This window comes from Vibrio inusitatus, assembly GCA_024346935.1.
In the GTDB taxonomy this organism is placed as follows: domain Bacteria; phylum Pseudomonadota; class Gammaproteobacteria; order Enterobacterales; family Vibrionaceae; genus Vibrio; species Vibrio inusitatus.
On the sequence record AP024878.1, the window covers coordinates 2264904 to 2284439 of the forward strand.

The 19536-nt window shown below is 42.3% G+C and carries 20 protein-coding genes; 3 read left to right on the plus strand and 17 right to left on the minus strand.

Going from position 1 to position 19536, the window contains the following annotated elements:
• Positions 1 to 8 precede the first annotated feature (8 nt).
• The 8 genes from OCU48_RS10410 to OCU48_RS10445 all read right to left on the minus strand — a co-directional run bounded on the left by OCU48_RS10410 (position 9) and on the right by OCU48_RS10445 (position 5210).
• Complete coding sequence (locus OCU48_RS10410) at positions 9 to 260, minus strand: pilus assembly protein TadG-related protein (protein WP_141345432.1); 252 nt, start codon at positions 258 to 260, stop codon at positions 9 to 11.
• Positions 261 to 287: 27 nt separating this feature from the next.
• A complete protein-coding gene (locus OCU48_RS10415) occupies positions 288 to 527 on the minus strand; it encodes a hypothetical protein (RefSeq protein WP_141345431.1) in 240 nt (79 codons plus the stop codon).
• Positions 528 to 543: 16 nt separating this feature from the next.
• Entirely contained in the window at positions 544 to 2007 is a 1464-nt protein-coding gene (locus OCU48_RS10420) for a type II and III secretion system protein family protein (protein WP_141345430.1), read from the minus strand.
• A gap of 8 nt (positions 2008 to 2015) precedes the next feature.
• Positions 2016 to 2747: a Flp pilus assembly protein CpaB gene (gene cpaB, locus OCU48_RS10425; RefSeq protein WP_141345429.1), complete on the minus strand. Its 732-nt coding sequence runs from the start codon at positions 2745 to 2747 to the stop codon at positions 2016 to 2018.
• On the minus strand, positions 2744 to 4093 hold the full coding sequence (locus tag OCU48_RS10430) for an AAA family ATPase (RefSeq protein WP_141345428.1): 1350 nt from the start codon (positions 4091 to 4093) through the stop codon (positions 2744 to 2746). Before OCU48_RS10430 ends, cpaB begins: the two co-directional genes overlap by 4 nt.
• An 11-nt stretch (positions 4094 to 4104) precedes the next feature.
• Positions 4105 to 4614, minus strand: coding sequence for an A24 family peptidase (locus OCU48_RS10435; protein WP_141345427.1), 510 nt, complete (start codon positions 4612 to 4614; stop codon positions 4105 to 4107).
• A gap of 87 nt (positions 4615 to 4701) precedes the next feature.
• On the minus strand, positions 4702 to 4875 hold the full coding sequence (locus tag OCU48_RS10440) for a Flp family type IVb pilin (protein WP_141345426.1): 174 nt from the start codon (positions 4873 to 4875) through the stop codon (positions 4702 to 4704).
• Between the two features lie 152 nt (positions 4876 to 5027).
• Complete coding sequence (locus tag OCU48_RS10445) at positions 5028 to 5210, minus strand: Flp family type IVb pilin (protein ID WP_141345425.1); 183 nt, start codon at positions 5208 to 5210, stop codon at positions 5028 to 5030.
• A 156-nt stretch (positions 5211 to 5366) separates the two neighbouring features.
• Between OCU48_RS10445 and OCU48_RS10450 the strand changes: the two genes are divergently transcribed.
• Together OCU48_RS10450 and OCU48_RS10455 are read left to right on the plus strand one after the other, a co-directional pair.
• A complete protein-coding gene (locus tag OCU48_RS10450; RefSeq protein WP_167496181.1) occupies positions 5367 to 6071 on the plus strand; it encodes a helix-turn-helix domain-containing protein in 705 nt (234 codons plus the stop codon).
• 138 nt (positions 6072 to 6209) lie between these two features.
• Positions 6210 to 7916, plus strand: coding sequence for an AMP-binding protein (locus OCU48_RS10455; RefSeq protein WP_141345423.1), 1707 nt, complete (start codon positions 6210 to 6212; stop codon positions 7914 to 7916).
• 75 nt (positions 7917 to 7991) lie between these two features.
• Here the strand turns inward: OCU48_RS10455 and fusA are convergent, their stop codons facing one another.
• The 3 genes from fusA to serB all read right to left on the minus strand — a co-directional run bounded on the left by fusA (position 7992) and on the right by serB (position 12565).
• Positions 7992 to 10076, minus strand: a complete 2085-nt coding sequence (fusA, locus tag OCU48_RS10460; protein ID WP_141345422.1) for an elongation factor G — start codon at positions 10074 to 10076, stop codon at positions 7992 to 7994.
• 192 nt (positions 10077 to 10268) lie between these two features.
• Positions 10269 to 11648: a DNA repair protein RadA gene (radA, locus tag OCU48_RS10465; protein WP_141345421.1), complete on the minus strand. Its 1380-nt coding sequence runs from the start codon at positions 11646 to 11648 to the stop codon at positions 10269 to 10271.
• Entirely contained in the window at positions 11648 to 12565 is a 918-nt protein-coding gene (gene serB, locus OCU48_RS10470; protein WP_141345420.1) for a phosphoserine phosphatase SerB, read from the minus strand. The genes radA and serB overlap by 1 nt, the downstream gene beginning before the upstream one ends.
• 107 nt (positions 12566 to 12672) lie before the next feature.
• On the opposite strand from serB, the gene OCU48_RS10475 reads away from it, so the two are divergent.
• On the plus strand, positions 12673 to 13236 hold the full coding sequence (locus OCU48_RS10475) for a YtjB family periplasmic protein (protein WP_141345419.1): 564 nt from the start codon (positions 12673 to 12675) through the stop codon (positions 13234 to 13236).
• 81 nt (positions 13237 to 13317) lie between these two features.
• On the opposite strand, the gene deoD is transcribed toward OCU48_RS10475, so the two are convergent.
• The 6 genes from deoD to OCU48_RS10505 all read right to left on the minus strand — a co-directional run bounded on the left by deoD (position 13318) and on the right by OCU48_RS10505 (position 19512).
• Positions 13318 to 14037, minus strand: coding sequence for a purine-nucleoside phosphorylase (gene deoD / locus OCU48_RS10480; RefSeq protein WP_141345418.1), 720 nt, complete (start codon positions 14035 to 14037; stop codon positions 13318 to 13320).
• 74 nt (positions 14038 to 14111) lie between these two features.
• Positions 14112 to 15332: a phosphopentomutase gene (locus OCU48_RS10485; RefSeq protein WP_141345417.1), complete on the minus strand. Its 1221-nt coding sequence runs from the start codon at positions 15330 to 15332 to the stop codon at positions 14112 to 14114.
• Between the two features lie 15 nt (positions 15333 to 15347).
• Entirely contained in the window at positions 15348 to 16682 is a 1335-nt protein-coding gene (gene deoA, locus OCU48_RS10490; RefSeq protein ID WP_141345416.1) for a thymidine phosphorylase, read from the minus strand.
• 82 nt (positions 16683 to 16764) lie between these two features.
• Positions 16765 to 17541, minus strand: a complete 777-nt coding sequence (gene deoC / locus OCU48_RS10495) for a deoxyribose-phosphate aldolase (protein WP_141345415.1) — start codon at positions 17539 to 17541, stop codon at positions 16765 to 16767.
• A gap of 370 nt (positions 17542 to 17911) precedes the next feature.
• Complete coding sequence (locus OCU48_RS10500) at positions 17912 to 18082, minus strand: XapX domain-containing protein (protein WP_017028884.1); 171 nt, start codon at positions 18080 to 18082, stop codon at positions 17912 to 17914.
• A gap of 185 nt (positions 18083 to 18267) precedes the next feature.
• A complete protein-coding gene (locus OCU48_RS10505) occupies positions 18268 to 19512 on the minus strand; it encodes a NupC/NupG family nucleoside CNT transporter (protein WP_141345414.1) in 1245 nt (414 codons plus the stop codon).
• Positions 19513 to 19536: the final 24 nt, after the last annotated feature.

The window sequence follows — 19536 nt, forward strand, 5'->3', positions numbered from 1 at the left end:
TTAGAGTTTTAAACATTACTTAAACAATCGGTACTACCTATTGCGATTGCAATGTCACTTTCGCTTTGACCTGAATCAGCAACAACAGCGGCGGCTAATGCAGAGGCATCAATACCATTTTGAAGATGTGCTTTGTTCAAGACTACATGATTTAAATCAATAGCTAATGCTGCAAAGCCTAAAAGAACAACGAGAGATATAGTGAATAGAATAATCACCAATCCCGATGGTTTGTTTCGATTGCTTAAGCTTCCGTGCATAAGACCCCCTAATACCTAAATCTATACTTAGAGCTGAAACCCTGTGATAGATATATCTTTACTGCTACCTTTATTATAGCCTTTAATCGCAGATTGCGACCTTTCACCACTCCCCTCAGGAAGCACACCTTTATTTTCTTCGGTTGCTTGAGGGTTGTAGACTTGTTCATTTTTTACCAATGTCATGGCAGTGCCTAACCGAGGGTTATTTGAACATGCAGCAATGCCCATCACTGACACAAGCACAACTATTAATTTAACGCTCATAACTAGCTCCTTGCAGTTATAGTGAATGTCCGAATTTACCTTCAGATCCACCCGTTGCAGTTGAGGCTTGCACAGGTTCAGTCGTTTGCTGTTGCTTTGGTTTTACTCTCTCATTGTCTAGGTAAGCTGACTTTCCAATTAAATAAAATTCCATGTCTGTCGGTTCGACGAAAGCATCTGTAGGCAATGCAATCTTATCTCTATCAACTGGCTTCGCTAACCTTGGAGTTACCAAAATAACAAGTTCTGTTTCGCCCGATATATATTGTTTACTTTTAAACAGGTTGCCTAAAACTGGAATATCACCAACTCCGGGCATCTCACTTGCGGCATCACGACTGTTCTCGTTCAACAGTCCAGCAATACCTATAGTCTGTCCATCAGCAAGTTCCAGTGTTGATGAAGCACTTCGCTTTGTTAATGGAGGCACAATATATGCTGCGTTGACATCGCCCGGATCGTAAGTCAAAGCACCAGAAGTAGAGACTTCACTGACATCAACGGCCAACTCTAGATTAATTTTTTGATCGCTTAAAACGATGGGGGTAAAGTGCACACTAACACCATATTCTTTATATTCTATACCTATGCCATCGTCACTTGGAATTGGGATTGGAAACTCCCCACCAGCAAGAAATTTAGCTTCTGAACCACTGAGTGTCGTCAAGTTTGGTTCAGCCAACACCTTTGCAACCCCAGTTTCTTTCGCTATATCAAGTGCAAATGTGAAAAGAGTGTTGCTATCAACTAAACCACCAAGCAATCCAAAATTGCTAGAGCTTACAGCATCAACAATTGGTAATATGCTGCCTCCTGCTTCTCCGAGACCACCACCACCATTAGTTAACCCCCAAGTAAAATCCCCACTTTGTTGGAAAAAGCGAAAATTTGAATCAAATCGTCTCACTAAAGAACGCTGAACTTCTGCCACAGTCACTTCAAGCATAACTTGTTGAGCACCACCGATAGTCATCAGGTTAATAACACCTGATTCAGCCTGACCTGCGTCTCCATCAGACGCATTTACCGCTTGACCACCAGAGAAGGTTTGAGCCACTTTAACTGCAATATTCATTTTTTCTTGGCTACTGACTAGACCACTAAGAATAAGCTTGTCTTGAGCACTATGTACCTGAATCTTCTCCTCGGGAAGAAACTCATAGAGTTTTGATTTCAAATTGTTTAAGTCATGAGTAACTTCAATGTTTAAAGATTCAATCAAACGACCTTGAGCATCCCATGCAGATAAATTAGTTGAGCCTAACTTTTTACCGATCAGAAAAAGTTCATCCGCTTTTAACATGACAATATCTAGCACTTCAGGGTCACCTAAAGATACCTTCTTTGCCTTACCTGAAATCTTGACGTGTGTAGATTTATGATGAGGTATAGTGATCGTATTTCCAGTTTGAGTCGTAGACGCTACTGAAACTGGGAGAAGAAATACCAATAAGGTAATAAATGTAAAAATCCTTTTCATGATAAACCTCAATTATTCACGCGAACATTAGATTGGTTCGTGCCTTTGATAATTGTGACACTAGGGGGAGCGACATATCTTTTAACAGGTGGATCTATGGCCTGGGGGTTACGAAGCGCCAACTGAATCGCGCCTCTACTGTTCTCAGTCAATAGACGTTCAGCTTCTCTTGGTGTTACTTCTAAAGTAACTGCCCGCACGATAATAGGCTTATTCTCATTCGTTTTGGCTGTTTGGTCGACAGCAAGAACCCTAATATCTTTCAGAACGGTAGTCGTTCTGTTATTTACGGTGTTAAGAATATCCACTTTATTCCCCGGTAACAAAAATCCCGCTACTCCAACTACGTCATTAACCCGTATCGTAACAGCACGTTTATCTTCAGGTATCAACACTGCCAAGCTTGCGCCTTCATTGGGCCCCCCAAAATGGGACTTGTGAATAAGCTCCCCTTCAAACACATCTGATTTAGAAACCATCCCTACTAATTCAGAGTAATCTTTAATTTGGTTAGAGTTTTGCCAAGCAGATTCTAATTGTTTTTTTGTTAAATGCTTTTCTTCAATGACTGTGCCTTCCGGAATATCCACTGCTGCAATAACAGTTGGAGCTCTTTCGACAGTCTCTACTTTAACTTGTGGCTGAGTCTGACCTTCCATCCATTGCTTCGCGACCATGACTGCGCCCAAGCCAAAAACCACTGACAAGATTAATAAGAATAATACTGTTCCTTTACTCATAATACTGATTCTCCCTGTTCGTCAGCAGTGAAATAAAGATCCCATGCCCTTTGTAATATAGACGAGTCTACCTGAGGTGCAATTTGTTCGAACTGAATAATATCATGACTTATCCCTAATAAATCTTTCGGTAGACATGGGAAATAACCGATCCCATGTAAACTATGCAGGCTCAGTAATGATTCTAGTGCACTAGGAAGAAGATCCAATTCTTTCGCAGAAGACAAGTCAGACCACAACTTCAAATAATCAGATTCTACAAGTGGTTGAAATTGAATTTTATACCCAAGCCTTCTTAAAAAGGCTGGATCCGCTATTTTTTGCGGGTCTAAATTAGTAGAAAAAGCCATAGTTAACACAAATGGAATTGTAATTTGTTGCCCACTTGGCAAGGATAAATGGTCATAACTGTATTCCATTGGGACAATCCAACGATTCAATAGTGCGGCTACGGGCATTGGTTGTCGTCCGAGATCATCAATGACCAAAATTCCATTGTTTGCAATCATCTGCAATGGTGCAATCCAAATACGATTGTGCTCAGAATGATTGACCTCCAACATGTCCATAGTAAGTTCACCACCTACCTGAACATTTGGACGTTCGCATAAAACCCAACGTTTATCATAATGACTTTTTAAACTAATCACTTCTCTATCATGACTATCGTCGATAGGCTTGTGATGTTGTTCAGAAAAGACCTTTATGATGTTGCCTGCTGCATAAACCGCATGTGGGATATAAACAGATGTATTAAGAGAGTTCAGAATTCTAGCAGCTACAAAACTTTTTCCCGTACCAGCATGGCCATATAACAATAATGCCCTCCCCGAATTTATAGCCGGCCCTAAAACAGGTATAAGCCGTTGTGAACCATATACATCATCAAGAGCACGCTCTACATCAGGTCTTGTAATCAGATTGATCCGTAAGTCTTGCGCCTTAACCATACTGTTATAAGATTGCAATGAAACCGGTACAGGCCCAATGTAAGCATCTTTTTTAAAAGCAATGTCAGCTTGTGTTTGACCTAACTCTGAAAGAGCATATCTTACATGGCTTTTTGCGGCCTCCGAAAATAAAGACTGAGATGAAGGCTGAAACACTTCAATTACGGCTTTCGTTCTTAAATCAGCTAAAATATCCTCAATTAAATGAGTCACTATCCCTAGAGATTTAGCCAACTGGAGTACATCAGATTTTGGATATGCTGCAAGATGCTTGATTATTAGATTTTCAACAACTGCTTGAGGAATTTCTAGTTCATCAAACGAAGAAACAATAGGAGGTGAACTTACTTGAGGCTTAAGTTTATGAGAATAATCCTTTTTTTCTAGTGTACTCATTAGTGTTCCCTCTAATTAAAGTAATAGAAAAGAGCCAAACCTACAGTTACCGATGGAGCAAATGGCATGGTTAATTTTTCACCATATCTCCAAGGATTAACATTTTTGCTATTTTTATTGATTCGAGTATAAAGTTTTGGTTCATTAATAAGGGCAATTGGATTACTTATACCTAAGAAACTGAAATTATAGGACATAAAAATAATCCCCATTAATCCAGACGAAAAAATAATCCAGATTGTGGTACCTAATAAGTTATCAAAACCAACGCAAAATCCGACAACTCCCAATAACTTCACATCTCCTGGAGACATCACTTTGAGAAAAAACAAGATCAAAGAAATAGCAAACATAGTGATGCCGCCAAAAATAAAGTTGATTTGAGAGATTTCAGAAGAGTGTATATAGAGGAGTTGAAACGCTACCAAAAGCATCAGCAGGACATTTGGTATTTTATTTTCCTTCATGTCACTAATTGAAATAAGAAATAGTAAAGACCAAAAAATAATTGTGCTGTTCATAATATAATTAAGACCGTATCTAAATAATAGAAAATACGGTCTCTCAATTAATTTTAACCGCCATATTGTATGTAATAACGAATTTCGTTAACTAATCTCACTAATGACAGTGTTTAGTTTAGTACTTAATGAAGTGCCAAGGTTGTTAAAAATAACAACTAAACCACCTACAAGTAGGGCAGCACCGATCACATACTCAACTACAGTAAGTCCCTCTTCGTCTTTCGCGAATTCTTTAGCTCTAGAAATGAATTTGTCCATAAATTTACTCTCCAAAAATATAACGCCCTAAAATCGAGTCGCATTAACAACTCTAACGACACTCCAGCAACTAAGTTAGGACTTTCTTGCCCATCTATTGTACTTTTTAGTACTAAATAAGCACGACTTATACTTATTGCACTAATCAAAATCTACTCTTTTCCTATGTTGTTCAAGGTATTACTGAATTTGCTACTTAATCCAACTTCTAAAGCAAAAAAAACTGAAGACACTACTGCAACCAACAATGCTGCTCCGATAACATACTCCACTACCGTCAAGGCTTCCTCATCAAAATATATGATTTTTGCGGATTCAATTACTGAAACTTTCATTCTTAACTCCTTTGTCCATCTTACGATTAGAAATTCTAGTTGAACAACCTGATAAACACCTTATAATTGTAATGATAATGTTGCGTTTTATCGACTTATGGTCATAGAATGTACATGGAATTAAGGATGAATTCTGTGTTTAAGTTAGGAAAGAAAATGAATTCAAAAGTATATTGGCTAGGACAGCCCTTAGATCGCTTACCTCAGTGCATGAACAAATATAGCACTTCTCTTTCACTCTTTTCTGAATGCGGCACAGACATATCTGTGGTGAGTGAGCAAGACGTGAAACAAGTTTACTTTTACTTTTCGAAAGATCTTGGAGATCTATTAGAAATCTCAATAAAAATATGTCGAAATCTCAGAAAGAACATTGTTTTAGTACATGAAGGTGATTTTTTAGAAGAGAGTTTTTCTACTGATACTATAGATAAAGTCTTCAACTTAACCTTGGCATCTGATAGATTTCTGCTAGTTAATTATGCAACACAGACTGGTACAGAGAAATCTTCATCATTGCGGGATAGCTCTGATATTCGAATAAAAAAAATAGAGGCATTTGTTTCAAATAATATAGGAAGAGAAATTAGAGAAGAGGATGTCGCTAAGTTATCAAACCTCTCCACTACTTATTTTTCTCGTTTCTTCAGAAAACACAAGGATATAAGCTTCCAAGACTACCTTACTCAACAAAGAATTGAGCTTGCTCAGACTATATTAGGGCAATACCCTAGTGAAAAGATAAGCTCTGTCGCCTACCAAGCAGGGTACGGAGATGTCGCCTATTTCAATCGAGTTTTCAAAAAGAAAACTTCGTTAACTCCTACTCAATATCGGAATTCGTTATTACAAAGTGCATAGTTATTAATACAAACATTGCCAGATTATAATGTATCCAGCAACTGCTTAAGAGCTATATTTATCTTTAAATATCTACATTAATCATAAACCTGCTAAGCTTCTGATTAATGTAATAATCAACTAATGGAAGAGTAGCTTATGGAAAAGGCTTCAAGGACCGAAGCAAATCAGCAAGTATTCGAAAACCCACCTTGCACACTACCCCCACCCAATGATCTAATACTCAAGTGGGCCCATGAACGCCCCAACGAAGTTTACCTCAAACAGATAATCGACCGTAATTTTGTTGAATATACCTACTCCGAAGTCGCTAATATGGCTTTGAAATTGGTGAGCGCTCTGCGCGAATTGGGGCTACAACCTCGAGATAAAATAGCTTTTGTCTCTAAGAACTGTGTTGAGTGGTTTATTACTGATTTAGCCATGATGCTTGGTGATTTTATCAGTGTGCCTATTTTCCCTACAGCTGGTGCAGATACCATCGAATACTGTTTGACGCACAGTGAAAGTAAGGTGCTTATAGCAGGAAAACTCGATGATGCTCAAGCCACAACAGAGGCGATGAAACGCCTACCAGAGCTTATAACTATTTCTTTCCCGTATGATTCTGCGCCCGAATGTCAGTATAAATTTGCACAGCTAGTTCATGATGCAATTCCTCACGACGAACACCCTCAGCATCATGATGATAAGTTGATGTCAATTGTCTACACCTCTGGTACCTCTGGTGTTCCTAAGGGAGCTATGCTGACTTATGGCGCCTTTAGTTGGTCTGTTAAAAATTTAGTAGATCATATAGGCATTCAACCTGGCGATAGAATGTTCTCTTACCTTCCACTAGCGCACATTACAGAGCGGGTGTATATCTTTGGCTCATCTATTCAGGCAGGATTAGAAACTGCATTTCCTGAGTCTCTGGAGACGTTTATTGAAGACGTGAAAATGCATCGCCCTACTCTGTTCATTTCGGTTCCTCGTTTATGGACTCTCTTCCAGCAGCGGATACAAGATAAGCTTCCACCGAAGAAGCTGAATTTTTTACTTAAGATCCCAATTTTAAATTCAATCATTAAAAAGAAGATTGTCGATGGTTTAGGCCTAGATCAAGGTCGTGTTCTCGGGTGTGGTTCAGCTCCTATCAGCCCTGCAATATTGGAGTGGTATCACAAGGTAGGCATTAATATTACCGAAGCTTGGGGCATGACTGAAACCTTCGCATATAGCACACTCAGCTACCCTTTCAATGCCTCAAAGATTGGTACTGTAGGTCAAGCAGGGCCGGGTATTGAACTTAAAATTGCAGAAGACGAAGAGATCCTTGTGCGCAGTAAAGGGATGTTCTCCGGTTATTACAAAAACGACGAAGCGACCGCAAGGACATTCAACGAAGACGGATGGTTGCATACTGGCGATATTGGCTCTATCGATTCAGAAGGTTATCTAACCATTCAAGGACGTAAAAAAGATACATTCAAAACTGCCAAGGGGAAATTTGTCGCTCCTGTACCTATTGAAAAAGCGATTATTGAAGTCGCTCGGGTGGAAATGCTTTGTTTGGTAGGACTAGGGATGCCAGGTCCTATCCTTCTGATTGTGCCTCACGATTTCCCTAACTTTGATAAGGCGCGATATGAGAAGAGTATTGCTAAAGCAATTACTCATATTAATGAAAAACTTGAGGGGCACGAAAAGATAAAAGGTGTTTTGCTGATCAAGGAACCATGGAGTATTGAGAATGAGATACTCACGCCTACTCTGAAAATAAAACGACATATGCTAGAGAAGAAATACCACGATGTTGGTGCCGAGTGGCCTAAAGACAAGTTCGTAGTCTGGGAAGAATAGCAGTTACGATACAAACAAAAAGCCCCGATAGCTTTCACTATCGGGGCTTTCTTTTAGCTATTTAAGAAGAAACAATTACTTGTTTTCTTTCTCAGCTTTAGCTTTAGCAATTACTTCTTCTGCCACGTTCATTGGGCATGCTGCGTAGTGAGAGAACTCCATAGAGAACTGACCACGACCAGAAGTGATTGTACGTAGGTGACCGATGTAGCCGAACATCTCAGAAAGAGGTACGTCAGCTTTAATACGAACACCAGTAGCGCCAGCTTGTTGATCTTTGATCATACCACGACGACGGTTAAGGTCACCGATTACGTCACCAACGTGATCGTCTGGAGTGAACACGTCAACGTGCATGATTGGCTCAAGAAGTTGCGCGCCAGCTTTAGGCATTGATTGACGGAATGCGCCTTTCGCTGCGATTTCAAATGCGATTGCAGATGAATCCACTGCGTGGAAGCCACCGTCGAATAGTTCAACTTCAACATCTAGAGTTGGGAAACCAGCTAGAACACCGTTTTCCATCATGCCAGCAAAGCCTTTCTCAACTGCAGGCCAGAATTCCTTAGGAACGTTACCACCAACAACAGAAGACTTAAAGCTGAAGCCTGAACCAGCTTCGCCTGGTTTGATGCGGTAGTCGATCTTACCGAACTGACCAGAACCACCAGACTGTTTCTTATGCGTGTAGCTATCTTCAATTGGTTGAGTGATAGTTTCACGGTAAGCAACCTGAGGAGCACCAACAGTTAGGTCAACACCGTAAGTACGCTTAAGGATGTCAACTTTAATGTCTAGGTGAAGCTCACCCATACCTTTAAGGATGGTTTCGCCAGTTTCTTCGTCAGTTTCAACTTGGAAAGATGGATCTTCTGCAACCATTTTACCGATAGCGATACCCATTTTCTCAGAACCGCCTTTATCTTTTGGAGATACAGCGATAGAGATTACTGGAGTTGGGAATACCATTGGCTCTAGAGTTACTTGATCTTTAGGATCACATAGAGTGTGACCTGTTTGAACGTTCTTCATACCAACGATCGCAATGATGTCACCAGCTTGTGCGCTAGTTAGTTCGTTACGGTCATCAGCTTGCATCTCAACCATACGGCCAACACGCTCTGTTTTACCAGTGTATGAGTTCATGATGGTGTCGCCTTTGTTCAATTTACCAGAGTAAATACGAACGAAAGTTAGAGCACCGAAACGGTCATCCATTATTTTAAATGCAAGCGCTTTGAATGTTTCGTCAGCAGAAACAATAGCGTGCTCGCCATTCTCGTTGCCTTCGTCATCCATAAGAGGTTGAGGATCAACTTCTGTTGGAGATGGAAGGTAATCAACAACTGCGTCAAGAACGATTTGTACGCCTTTGTTCTTAAATGCAGAACCACAGTACGTAGGGAAGAACGATAGGTTGTTAGTACCTTTACGGATACAACGCTTAATGTCTTCGATAGAAGGTTCTTCGCCTTCCATGTAAGCCATCATTAGGTCATCGTCTTGCTCTACAGCAGTTTCGATTAGTTCTTCACGGTATTGCTCTACGTCATCAACCATGTCCGCTGGAACATCTTGGATTTCGTAGTTTTCAGGAAGACCAGTGTCATCCCAAACGTATGCTTTGCGAGTTAGAAGGTCTACAACACCAACGAAGTCATCTTCGCGGCCGATTGGTAGAACCATAACTAGAGGAGTAGCACCTAGAACGTTTTTAACTTGGTCAACAACGTTGTAGAAGTCAGCACCCATACGGTCTAGTTTGTTAACGAAGATCAGACGAGATACTTCTGATTCGTTAGCGTAACGCCAGTTAGTTTCTGATTGAGGCTCAACACCACCAGAACCACAGAATACGCCGATACCGCCATCAAGTACTTTAAGTGAACGGTAAACTTCAACTGTGAAGTCAACGTGTCCAGGAGTATCGATAACGTTTAGACGGTGATCGTTCCAGAAACAGCTTACTGCTGCTGACTGGATAGTAATACCGCGCTCAGCTTCCTGTTCCATGAAGTCAGTAGTTGATTCACCATCATGAACTTCACCAGTTTTGTGGATCTGGCCGGTAAGCTTTAGGATACGCTCAGTTGTCGTGGTTTTACCCGCATCAACGTGCGCGAAAATACCAATATTTCTGTATTTTGATAAATCAGTCATCGTTTTACTCTATCAATAGGATATAAAATGCGCGCAGAGTATACCACAATCTGGATAGACTGATAGCTCTGTGTGCTTGTTGAGCGGAAAATTCGCCCTTTTCTTTTCAATCCAAGAACTATAGATGAGAATCAAGCTTGTGAAAAGCGGTCTTTTGAACCTAGGTAGTAATATTATATATAGAACGACTTGTTACATTTCATCAAACGCTTGAATCGCTTCAGAAAGGTTCTTAACCGCGTGGATCTGCATGCCAGCGATGCCGCCTTTGGGCATGTTTGCTGCAGGAACAATAGCTTTGGTAAAACCATGTTTAAAGGCTTCATTTAGCCTCTCTTGACCGCTAGGCACTGGGCGAATCTCACCGGCAAGGCCAACTTCACCGAAGATCACCACATCTTTTGGCAATGCTCGGTCTTTAAAGCTTGATAACAGAGCCATTAGCAACGCAAGATCAGCACTGGTTTCGGTTACCTTAACGCCACCAACCACATTGACGAATACGTCTTGATCCGCCATCTGTAGCCCGCCGTGTTTATGAAGCACCGCAAGAAGCATTGAGAGTCTATTTTGCTCGAGTCCCACAGCCACTCTTCGTGGATTGGCTAATTGGGAGTAATCCACCAGCGCTTGAATTTCGACAAGAAGTGGCCTTGTACCTTCCCAGATAACCATGACAGAACTGCCAGAGGTTTGTTCTTCACCACGAGACAAGAAGATCGCCGATGGGTTAGACACCTCTTTAAGCCCTTGCCCTGTCATCGCGAAAACGCCTAGCTCATTAACAGCGCCAAAACGGTTTTTATGGCTACGTAGGGTTCTAAAGCGGCTGTCTGCACCGCCATCAAGTAGCACGGAACAGTCAATAATGTGCTCAAGCACCTTAGGACCTGCTAACGAACCGTCTTTAGTTACGTGTCCAACCAAAAATACAGCCACATTATTTTGCTTAGCGAATCGCGTTAGCGTTGTAGCCGATTCGCGAACTTGAGCTACGGTACCTGGTGAGGATTGAACATCAGAGACGTGCATCACCTGAATTGAGTCGATGACCATAATCTTTGGCTGTTCTTTTTCTGCCACCTGACAAATCTTGTCAACGTTGGTTTCAGAGAGCATTTTAAGGTTGTCTTTAGGTAAGCCAAGGCGAGAGGCTCGCATTGCTACCTGTTGCAAAGATTCCTCACCCGTAACATAAAGGGTGGGCATATCCGCTGCGAGACGACACATAGTTTGCAATAGCAAGGTAGATTTACCCGCACCCGGACTACCACCAATCAAAATTGCGGCTCCCGGTACAATGCCTCCCCCCATCACTCGGTCGAACTCTTTGAAAGTACTGGTGAACCTAGGAACATCTTGCAGATCAATATCCGCTAACATCTGAACCTTGGATTGCTCAGCGTTGCCCGCATAGCCGCTTAGTCGTTCGTTGCGTGCCACTTGCGGAGAGGCTGCTAAACGCACCTCTGTTACTGTATTCCAAGCACCACACGCACTGCACTGACCTTGCCAGCGCGGAAAATCTGCGCCGCAGTCATTACAGACGTAAGCTGTTTTTACTTTTGCCATTAAAGATTCTTTGTTTTTAGAGTTTGTAAGACGTGGCTCGCTGACAAGATACACAGCACACCACCAAGGTCGGCATAGTTTACCGCAGTCTGAGCTTGTTCGACTACCTTAGGTTTTGCATGGTAGGCAACCCCTAGGCCAGCAGCCGCCATCATCACTAAGTCATTGGCACCATCACCTACAGCAATACAGTTGCGCCTCTCTAGCTGATAGTCGTTTTTTAGCTGCTCAAGAATATCAGCCTTGGTTTGAGCCGAGACCACATCGCCAACCACCTTGCCGGAGAGTTTGCCCTCCGTGATTTCTAGCTGGTTAGATTGGGCAAAATCTAGCTCGAGTAACTCTTTAAGATGATTAGAAAAGTAGGTAAAACCGCCAGACGCCACAGCCACCTTCCAGCCACACGCTTTAAGTCCATCAATGAGTAATTTAGCTTCGGCCATCAATGGTAGTTCACTGCGCACTTCTTTAAGGATGGATTCATCAGCATCAGCAAGCTTAGATACTCGCTGTCTTAAACTTTGCTCAAAATCCAGCTCACCTTGCATAGCACGCTCGGTTACTTCAGAGACTTCCTCCCCTACTCCGGCAAGCTTTGCTATCTCATCAATACACTCTATCTCGATTAAGGTAGAGTCCATATCAAACAGGGCAAGACCTGGCTCGCTCATATCGGGTAAATCAACAAGATGAGCAAAATCTACCCTGTTTGCGGCTAACAATGCTAGGGACTTGGTTACCAATGAGCTTTTAGTTAAAACAACTTGATAGCGACCGATATTCCAAGTTGCAAATTGCTCATCAATAGCAAATAGCTGACTCAATACGTCATTGTTGTTATCAGCAAAGACAACTGCTAATTCGCTAAGGTTAAAATCTGTCAATGCAGTGAGGGATTGTAATTGTTTGACTTCCATGAAATTCAAATCCATTTTGAGGATAACACTCCCCTCAACTTACCCTATTGCAATTTGATTGCGCAAGTCTCACTATGCAATGGCATACATTAATTACGTTTAGCAAAATGAAAGAATCCCTATTTTCACTGCGTCGATTTATAAAACTGATCTTTATTGGCTTACTGGTTTTGATGCTAGTCGCAATTGTGCGCAATAGCGTTTATATCAGCCAAGGTAATCAGCAAATTCAAACTAAGCAGTTACAGACTCTAACCAAGCTATTGATTTCTCAAGCTGCATTGAGTGCTAGTGACTTTTTAGTGACTGAAGACCAAGAAAAGCTTCGTTATCTCGCAAATCAATTGGCGCGTGATACTTTGGTGTCGGATGCAACTGTGTATGACAACAGCGGTGTCAAAATCGCCTCTAGTACCAATGCGAAGACGGTGCGTGAATCTCTGGGTATGGATACACCTTTAGGTTCAGCTGGGATTGGAAAACAGCAATTGGTTGAGCCTATATTTTCTCAAGATGCCATTATCGGCTATGTGCGTATTACCTTTGAAAAAGGACGCGTTACGGCCTTTTCTGATCACCATTATCGTAACAGCGATAGAGCGATGTTTCTGATGATCATGATGAGCTTTCTGTCTGGTGTTTTGCTTACTCTTGTTTTGAGAAGAAAGTAGTTTTAAGCAGAAAGTAACCATACAAAAAAAGCTTGGCTCCCTTTCAGGAACCAAGCTTTTGTCTTTTCTAATAGAAAAGAATTATTCTGCGTCGCCTAGTAATACAGACTCTAGAGCCACTTCCATCATTTCGTTAAACGTTGTTGCACGCTCATCAGATGTCGTCACTTCACCACGCTTGATGTGGTCTGACACAGTACAAATAGCCAGACACTTTGCGCCGTATTCAGCCGCAAGGCCGTACATGCCAGCTGCTTCCATTTCCACACCTAGAATGCCGTACTTGTCCATAACCTCGAACATTTCAGGGTCTGGTGTGTAGAACAACTCAGCTGAGAATAAGTTACCTACCTTTACATTAATGCCTAATTTCTGCGCTGCTAGCTCAGCGTTTCTCGCCATACCGTAGTCTGCAATCGCAGCAAAGTCGTGATCTTTAAAGCGAATGCGGTTCACTTTTGAGTCAGTACATGCACCAATGCCAATCACAACATCACGTAGATTCACATCATCACGTACTGCGCCACAACTGCCCACACGAATGATCTTTTTAACGCCGTAGTCTTTGATCAGCTCAGTGGCATAAATAGAACATGATGGAATACCCATACCGTGTCCCATTACAGAAATTTTACGACCTTTGTATGTGCCAGTGAAGCCGTACATGTTGCGTACATCACACACCTGAACCACATCTTCTAGGAAGGTCTCGGCAATGTATTTAGCACGTAGCGGGTCACCAGGCATCAATACTACATCTGAGAAATCACCCATTTCTGCATTAATATGAGGAGTAGCCATTTTATCTTTCCTTTTCTAATTTATTTTTAGTTAGGGTCAACAGGCCCTATTAGCGCAATTTTCACCTTCCTTGATTAAAGGAAGTTAGTTCCATAATCCATCTTCGATGTACCGAAATAGTGAGCCAAACTCTGACCTATATCAGCAAAAGTAGAGCGGCGGCCTAATGAACCTGCCTCAATCTTGTGTCCATAAACCAATACAGGAATATGCTCACGAGTATGGTCTGTACCTTCCCAAGTCGGATCACAGCCATGATCTGCAGTAAGAATAAGCACATCATTAGGCTCTAAAATCTCAAGAATTTCAGGAAGGCGTTTGTCGAAATACTCAAGCGCTCCCGCATATCCAGGAACGTCACGACGATGACCATAAGCTGAATCGAAATCAACAAAGTTGGTAAATACGATGGTGTTGTCTTCGGCCTTTTTAACTTGCTCAAGAGTTAAATCGAATAGGTCTTCTAGGCCTGTCGCTTTCTCTTTCTTAGTAATACCGCAGTTGGCGTATATATCTGCAATTTTGCCAATAGAGATCACCTCACCGCGTTTCTCTTCAACCAACTTTTGCAACACAGTTTCCGCCGGCGGCTCAACAGAAAGATCGCGACGATTACCAGTACGCTTAAACTCTCCTGCTTTATCTCCAACAAATGGGCGCGCTATAACTCGACCAATATTGTAATCTTCTAATTCTTCACGAACGATATGACACAACTCAAGCAGGTTATCCAAACCGTAAGTTTCTTCATGACACGCAATCTGAAATACAGAATCCGCTGAGGTATAGAAGATAGGTTTGCCAGTTTGCATATGCTCTTCGCCAAGATCGTCTAGCACCTGAGTACCTGAAGCATGGCAGTTACCTAGGTAGCCTTTAAGACCTGCACGCTCAACAATTCTGTCAAGCAACGCCTTAGGGAAACTGTTTTGCTTATCGGTAAAGTAACCCCAATCAAACAGTACAGGTACGCCAGCCATTTCCCAATGACCTGATGGAGTATCTTTACCTGACGAAAGCTCGGCTGCATGGCCGTAGGCACCAATGATTTCCGCATTGGCATCTAAACCGATAGGAAAGCTTCCAGTTGACTCTTTGGCAGCTAATCCCAAGCCTAAACGTGATAGGTTTGGCAGCGTCAATGGACCGCTACGAGTATCGCTATCAGCAAGGCCTTTTGCACATTGTTCTGCAATATGCCCCAAGGTATCAGAGCCCACATCGCCGAATTTGTCAGCATCTTCTGTAGCGCCAATACCAAATGAATCTAATACTAAAATTATGGCTCGTTTCATTACTGTATCCTCGGCCTATAAGTCTTCGGCTCGTATCTTCGCATACACGTTTGGTGTTGCTTGATACTGAGATTTGTCACCAATTTTAATCGCAGCTTTTAATGAATCTGCTGCTTCTTGCCATTGCTTTTCGTTGCGAGCATGAATTACCGCAAGAGGCTGTTCAGCACTAACTGTATCACCTAGGCGAGCAAACTGATCAAAGCCTACAGCATAATCAATACTATCCGTTGCAACGCGGCGACCACCGCCCATCCCCACAACAGCCATACCAATTGCACGAGTATCCATGTTAATAATGACGCCACTAGTATCGGCAAATACTGGCTTAATGATTTCAGCTTCTGGCAAGTACTTATTATAGTTGCTCACAAAATCTGATGGGCCACCTAAACCTGCAACCATCTTGTTGAAACACTCAGCGGCTTTGCCATTATCGAGCACGGCCATAAGTTTCTCTTCAGCCTGCTCAGTAGAATCTGCAAGCTTGCCTAGTATTAACATTTCACAGCATGACGCCATGGTCACTTCAAGCAAACGAGGATTACGATATTCGCCAGTTAAGAATCGAACGGCTTCTCTTACTTCTACTGCATTACCGGCAGAAGACGCTAATACTTGGTTCATATCGGTAAGAATTGCAGTGGTCTTTGTACCTGCGCCGTTGGCAACCGCTACAATAGAACGTGCCAGTTCTTCGGAGGCTTCATAGGTTGGCATGAAAGCACCAGAGCCAACCTTTACATCCATCACTAATGAATCGAGCCCTGCGGCCAATTTCTTGGACAAAATAGAGGCGGTGATCAATGAGATATTATCAACCGTGGCAGTGATATCGCGCGTAGCATAGACTCGCTTATCAGCAGGAGCTAAGTCGCCAGTTTGACCAATAATGGCTACGCCCGCTTCTTTAGTGACTTTGCCAAATACATCATTGTTTGGAGTAATGTTATAACCCGGAATGGATTCAAGTTTGTCCAATGTTCCGCCGGTATGACCTAAGCCACGACCAGAAATCATTGGCACATAACCGCCACATGCGGCAACCATAGGGCCGAGCATTAATGAGGTCACATCACCCACCCCACCGGTGGAATGTTTATCAACAATAGGGCCATCAAAGTTCATGTGGCTCCAATCGATAACCATGCCAGAGTCTCGCATCGCGCACGTTAGCGCAATACGCTCAGGCATCGTCATTTCGTTGAAAAATATCGTCATAGCAAATGCTGCTATCTGCCCTTCAGAGACAGTATCTTTAGCAACACCTTGAATAAAGAAGTTGATTTCATCCGCTGTAAGGATTTCGCCGTCACGCTTTTTACGGATGATCTCTTGAGGTAAATACATAAAGCCCTACCTTAGATTATTATTATGAGAAACAAAGGCTCGCTACTCTATAAATATAAAAACACGAGCCTTCTCAGACAAATTAATATGCTGCTGGATCAGCTTTCTCGTCTGTGACTTCTAAGGTATTAAGTAGGTTCGTTAGCAGGCTAGAAGCACCAAAGCGATAATGGCGACTGTCTACCCAAGAATCTCCAAGGATATCATCAGCCATTGCAAGGTATAGTGCCGCGTCTTCTGCAGTACGCACGCCACCAGCAGGCTTAAAGCCTACAGATTCAGCTACGCCCATATCACGAATCACTTCAAGCATCATGCGGGCATATTCTGGTGTTGCGTTTTCAGGTACTTTACCTGTAGAGGTTTTAATAAAATCAGCACCGGCTTTAATACAGATCTCTGATGCTTGCTTGATCAAGGCTTCTTCTTTTAGCTCTCCAGTTTCGATAATTACTTTTAACAGAATATCGCCACACGCAGCCTTACATTGTTTTACTAACTCAAAGCCTACTTCAGCATTGCCAGCCATCAGCGCACGATATGGGAATACCACATCCACTTCATCAGCACCGTACGCAACCGCGGCTTTGGTTTCAGCAACAGCAATATCGATATCGTCGTTACCATGAGGGAAGTTAGTTACTGTCGCAATTTTCACATCAGGAGAGCCTTGCTCACGTAATGTCTTCTTCGCAATAGGGACGAAACGAGGATAAATACACACAGCCGCAGTATTACCCACGGTTGATTTCGCTGCATGACAAAGATCGATCACTTTCTGATCAGTATCGTCATCGTTAAGAGTAGTAAGATCCATTAATTTAAGTGCACGCAAAGCTGCAGCTTTCAAATCGCTCATTTTTTTCTCCGAAAAGTTTGAATAGTTTTGGGGGCATTAATTGGAACTCTTCCAGTATAGATAGGGTTCCAACATTTGCGCATCCAGACTCAATGAACGGACTTGGTTCCATGAAGACTTGGTGAATTGACCAATTGCTTTCCTTGTCACCGCACGGTTTTTAATCCTAAACCGCTGACCGTTGCATTCTACAACGGATGTAGGGTTTTATACCAATCGTACTAAATATCTGGTCATTCTAGCTTGTTAAAATACATGATAACTGCATTAGAATCTTTGATTGTAAGATAACTACTTATCGAAAAATTCTGCCTTGTTCTCGAGCATTTCCCCTGCGCTATTTCTGAACACTTACTTAGTGTGATTGGTATTATTGAAAAAACCTTTCTATCAACCATTGATAGAAGTGTCCTCCAAGATATACACCTACGATTCCCATAACGCCAGATAATACTGGTGGAGCAGGAATAGGTAGCTTCAAAGCAGAAAACAATATCCCTACCGCAAAGCCAGCAAATACAGCTAGCAAAACTTCATTCATAATGTTCATCCATCTTGTTAACTTCGATGCTTAGTATAGTGCGAAGTATGATCAATGTTGCATTTATGATGAAAGCAAACGGTTTGCATCTCAAAAAAAGAGATGAAGTTCTAGCCAATAATATGAAAACAAAAACGCCCTAGTGAAACTCACTAGGGCGTTTTAAAAGGACTGTTTCTAGAGTCTTAGAAAGACAAGAAGAAACCAGCAATAGTTGCTGCCATTAGGTTAGATAGAGTACCTGCGATAACCGCTTTGATACCCATGCGCGCGATATCACCACGACGCTTAGGAGCAATACTACCTAGACCACCCAATAGGATAGCGATAGAGGAAAGGTTAGCAAAACCACACAATGCAAATGAGATGATTGCTTTAGTCTTCTCGCTCAGTACAACTGGAGCAGCTTCACCTAGGTAAGGTGCAAAGTTAGCGTAAGCTACGAATTCGTTCGCAACAGTCTTAAGACCGATGAACTCACCAGCAACAACCGCTTCGCTCCAAGGAACACCGATTAGGAATGCAAGAGGAGCAAATGCCCAACCTAGAAGCATTTCTAGAGTTAAGTTCTCGAAACCAAACCAGCCGCCAACGCCGCCTAGTAAGCCGTTAATCAGTGCGATAAGACCGATGAATGCGATAAGCATTGCGCCAACGTTAAGTGCTAGGCTTAGACCAGCAGATGCACCGCCAGCTGCCGCATCGATAACGTTTGCAGGCTTATCTTCACCTTCAGCAGTCATGTCAGCAAGTTGATCGATAGGCTCGTCAGTTTCTGGCTTGATGATTTTAGCGAATAGTAGACCACCTGGTGCAGCCATGAATGATGCCGCTACTAGGTATTCGATTGGCACGCCCATTGATGCGTAACCTGCTAATACACCACCAGCGATAGAAGCTAGACCACCACACATTACTGCGAATAGCTCAGATTGAGTCATACGCGGAACAAATGGGCGTACAACTAGAGGCGCTTCTGTTTGACCAACAAAGATGTTTGCTGCTGCAGACATTGATTCCGCACGAGAAGTACCTAGAGCTTTCTGAAGGCCACCACCAAGAATGCGGATAACCCACTGCATAACACCTAAGTAGTAAAGTACAGAGATAAGTGCAGAGAAGAAAATTAGTGTTGGAAGAACTTGGAAAGCAAAGATGAAACCAATGCCGTCTACTGAGAAGTTAACTAAGTTTCCGAAAAGGAAACCAGTACCGTCAGCACCATAGTTAATTACACTTGAAACACCGTCTGAAACACTTTTCAGAAGGTCTTTACCCCAAGGTACGTAAAGTACGAATGCACCCAATGCGAATTGGATAGCAAATGCGCCACCTACTGTACGAACGTTAATTGCTTTACGGTTATCTGATAGTAGTACTGCGATTAAAATCAGTACCAGCATACCTACTATGCTCATAAACAGGCTCATAGTTTATGGCTTCCTTATTCTAAA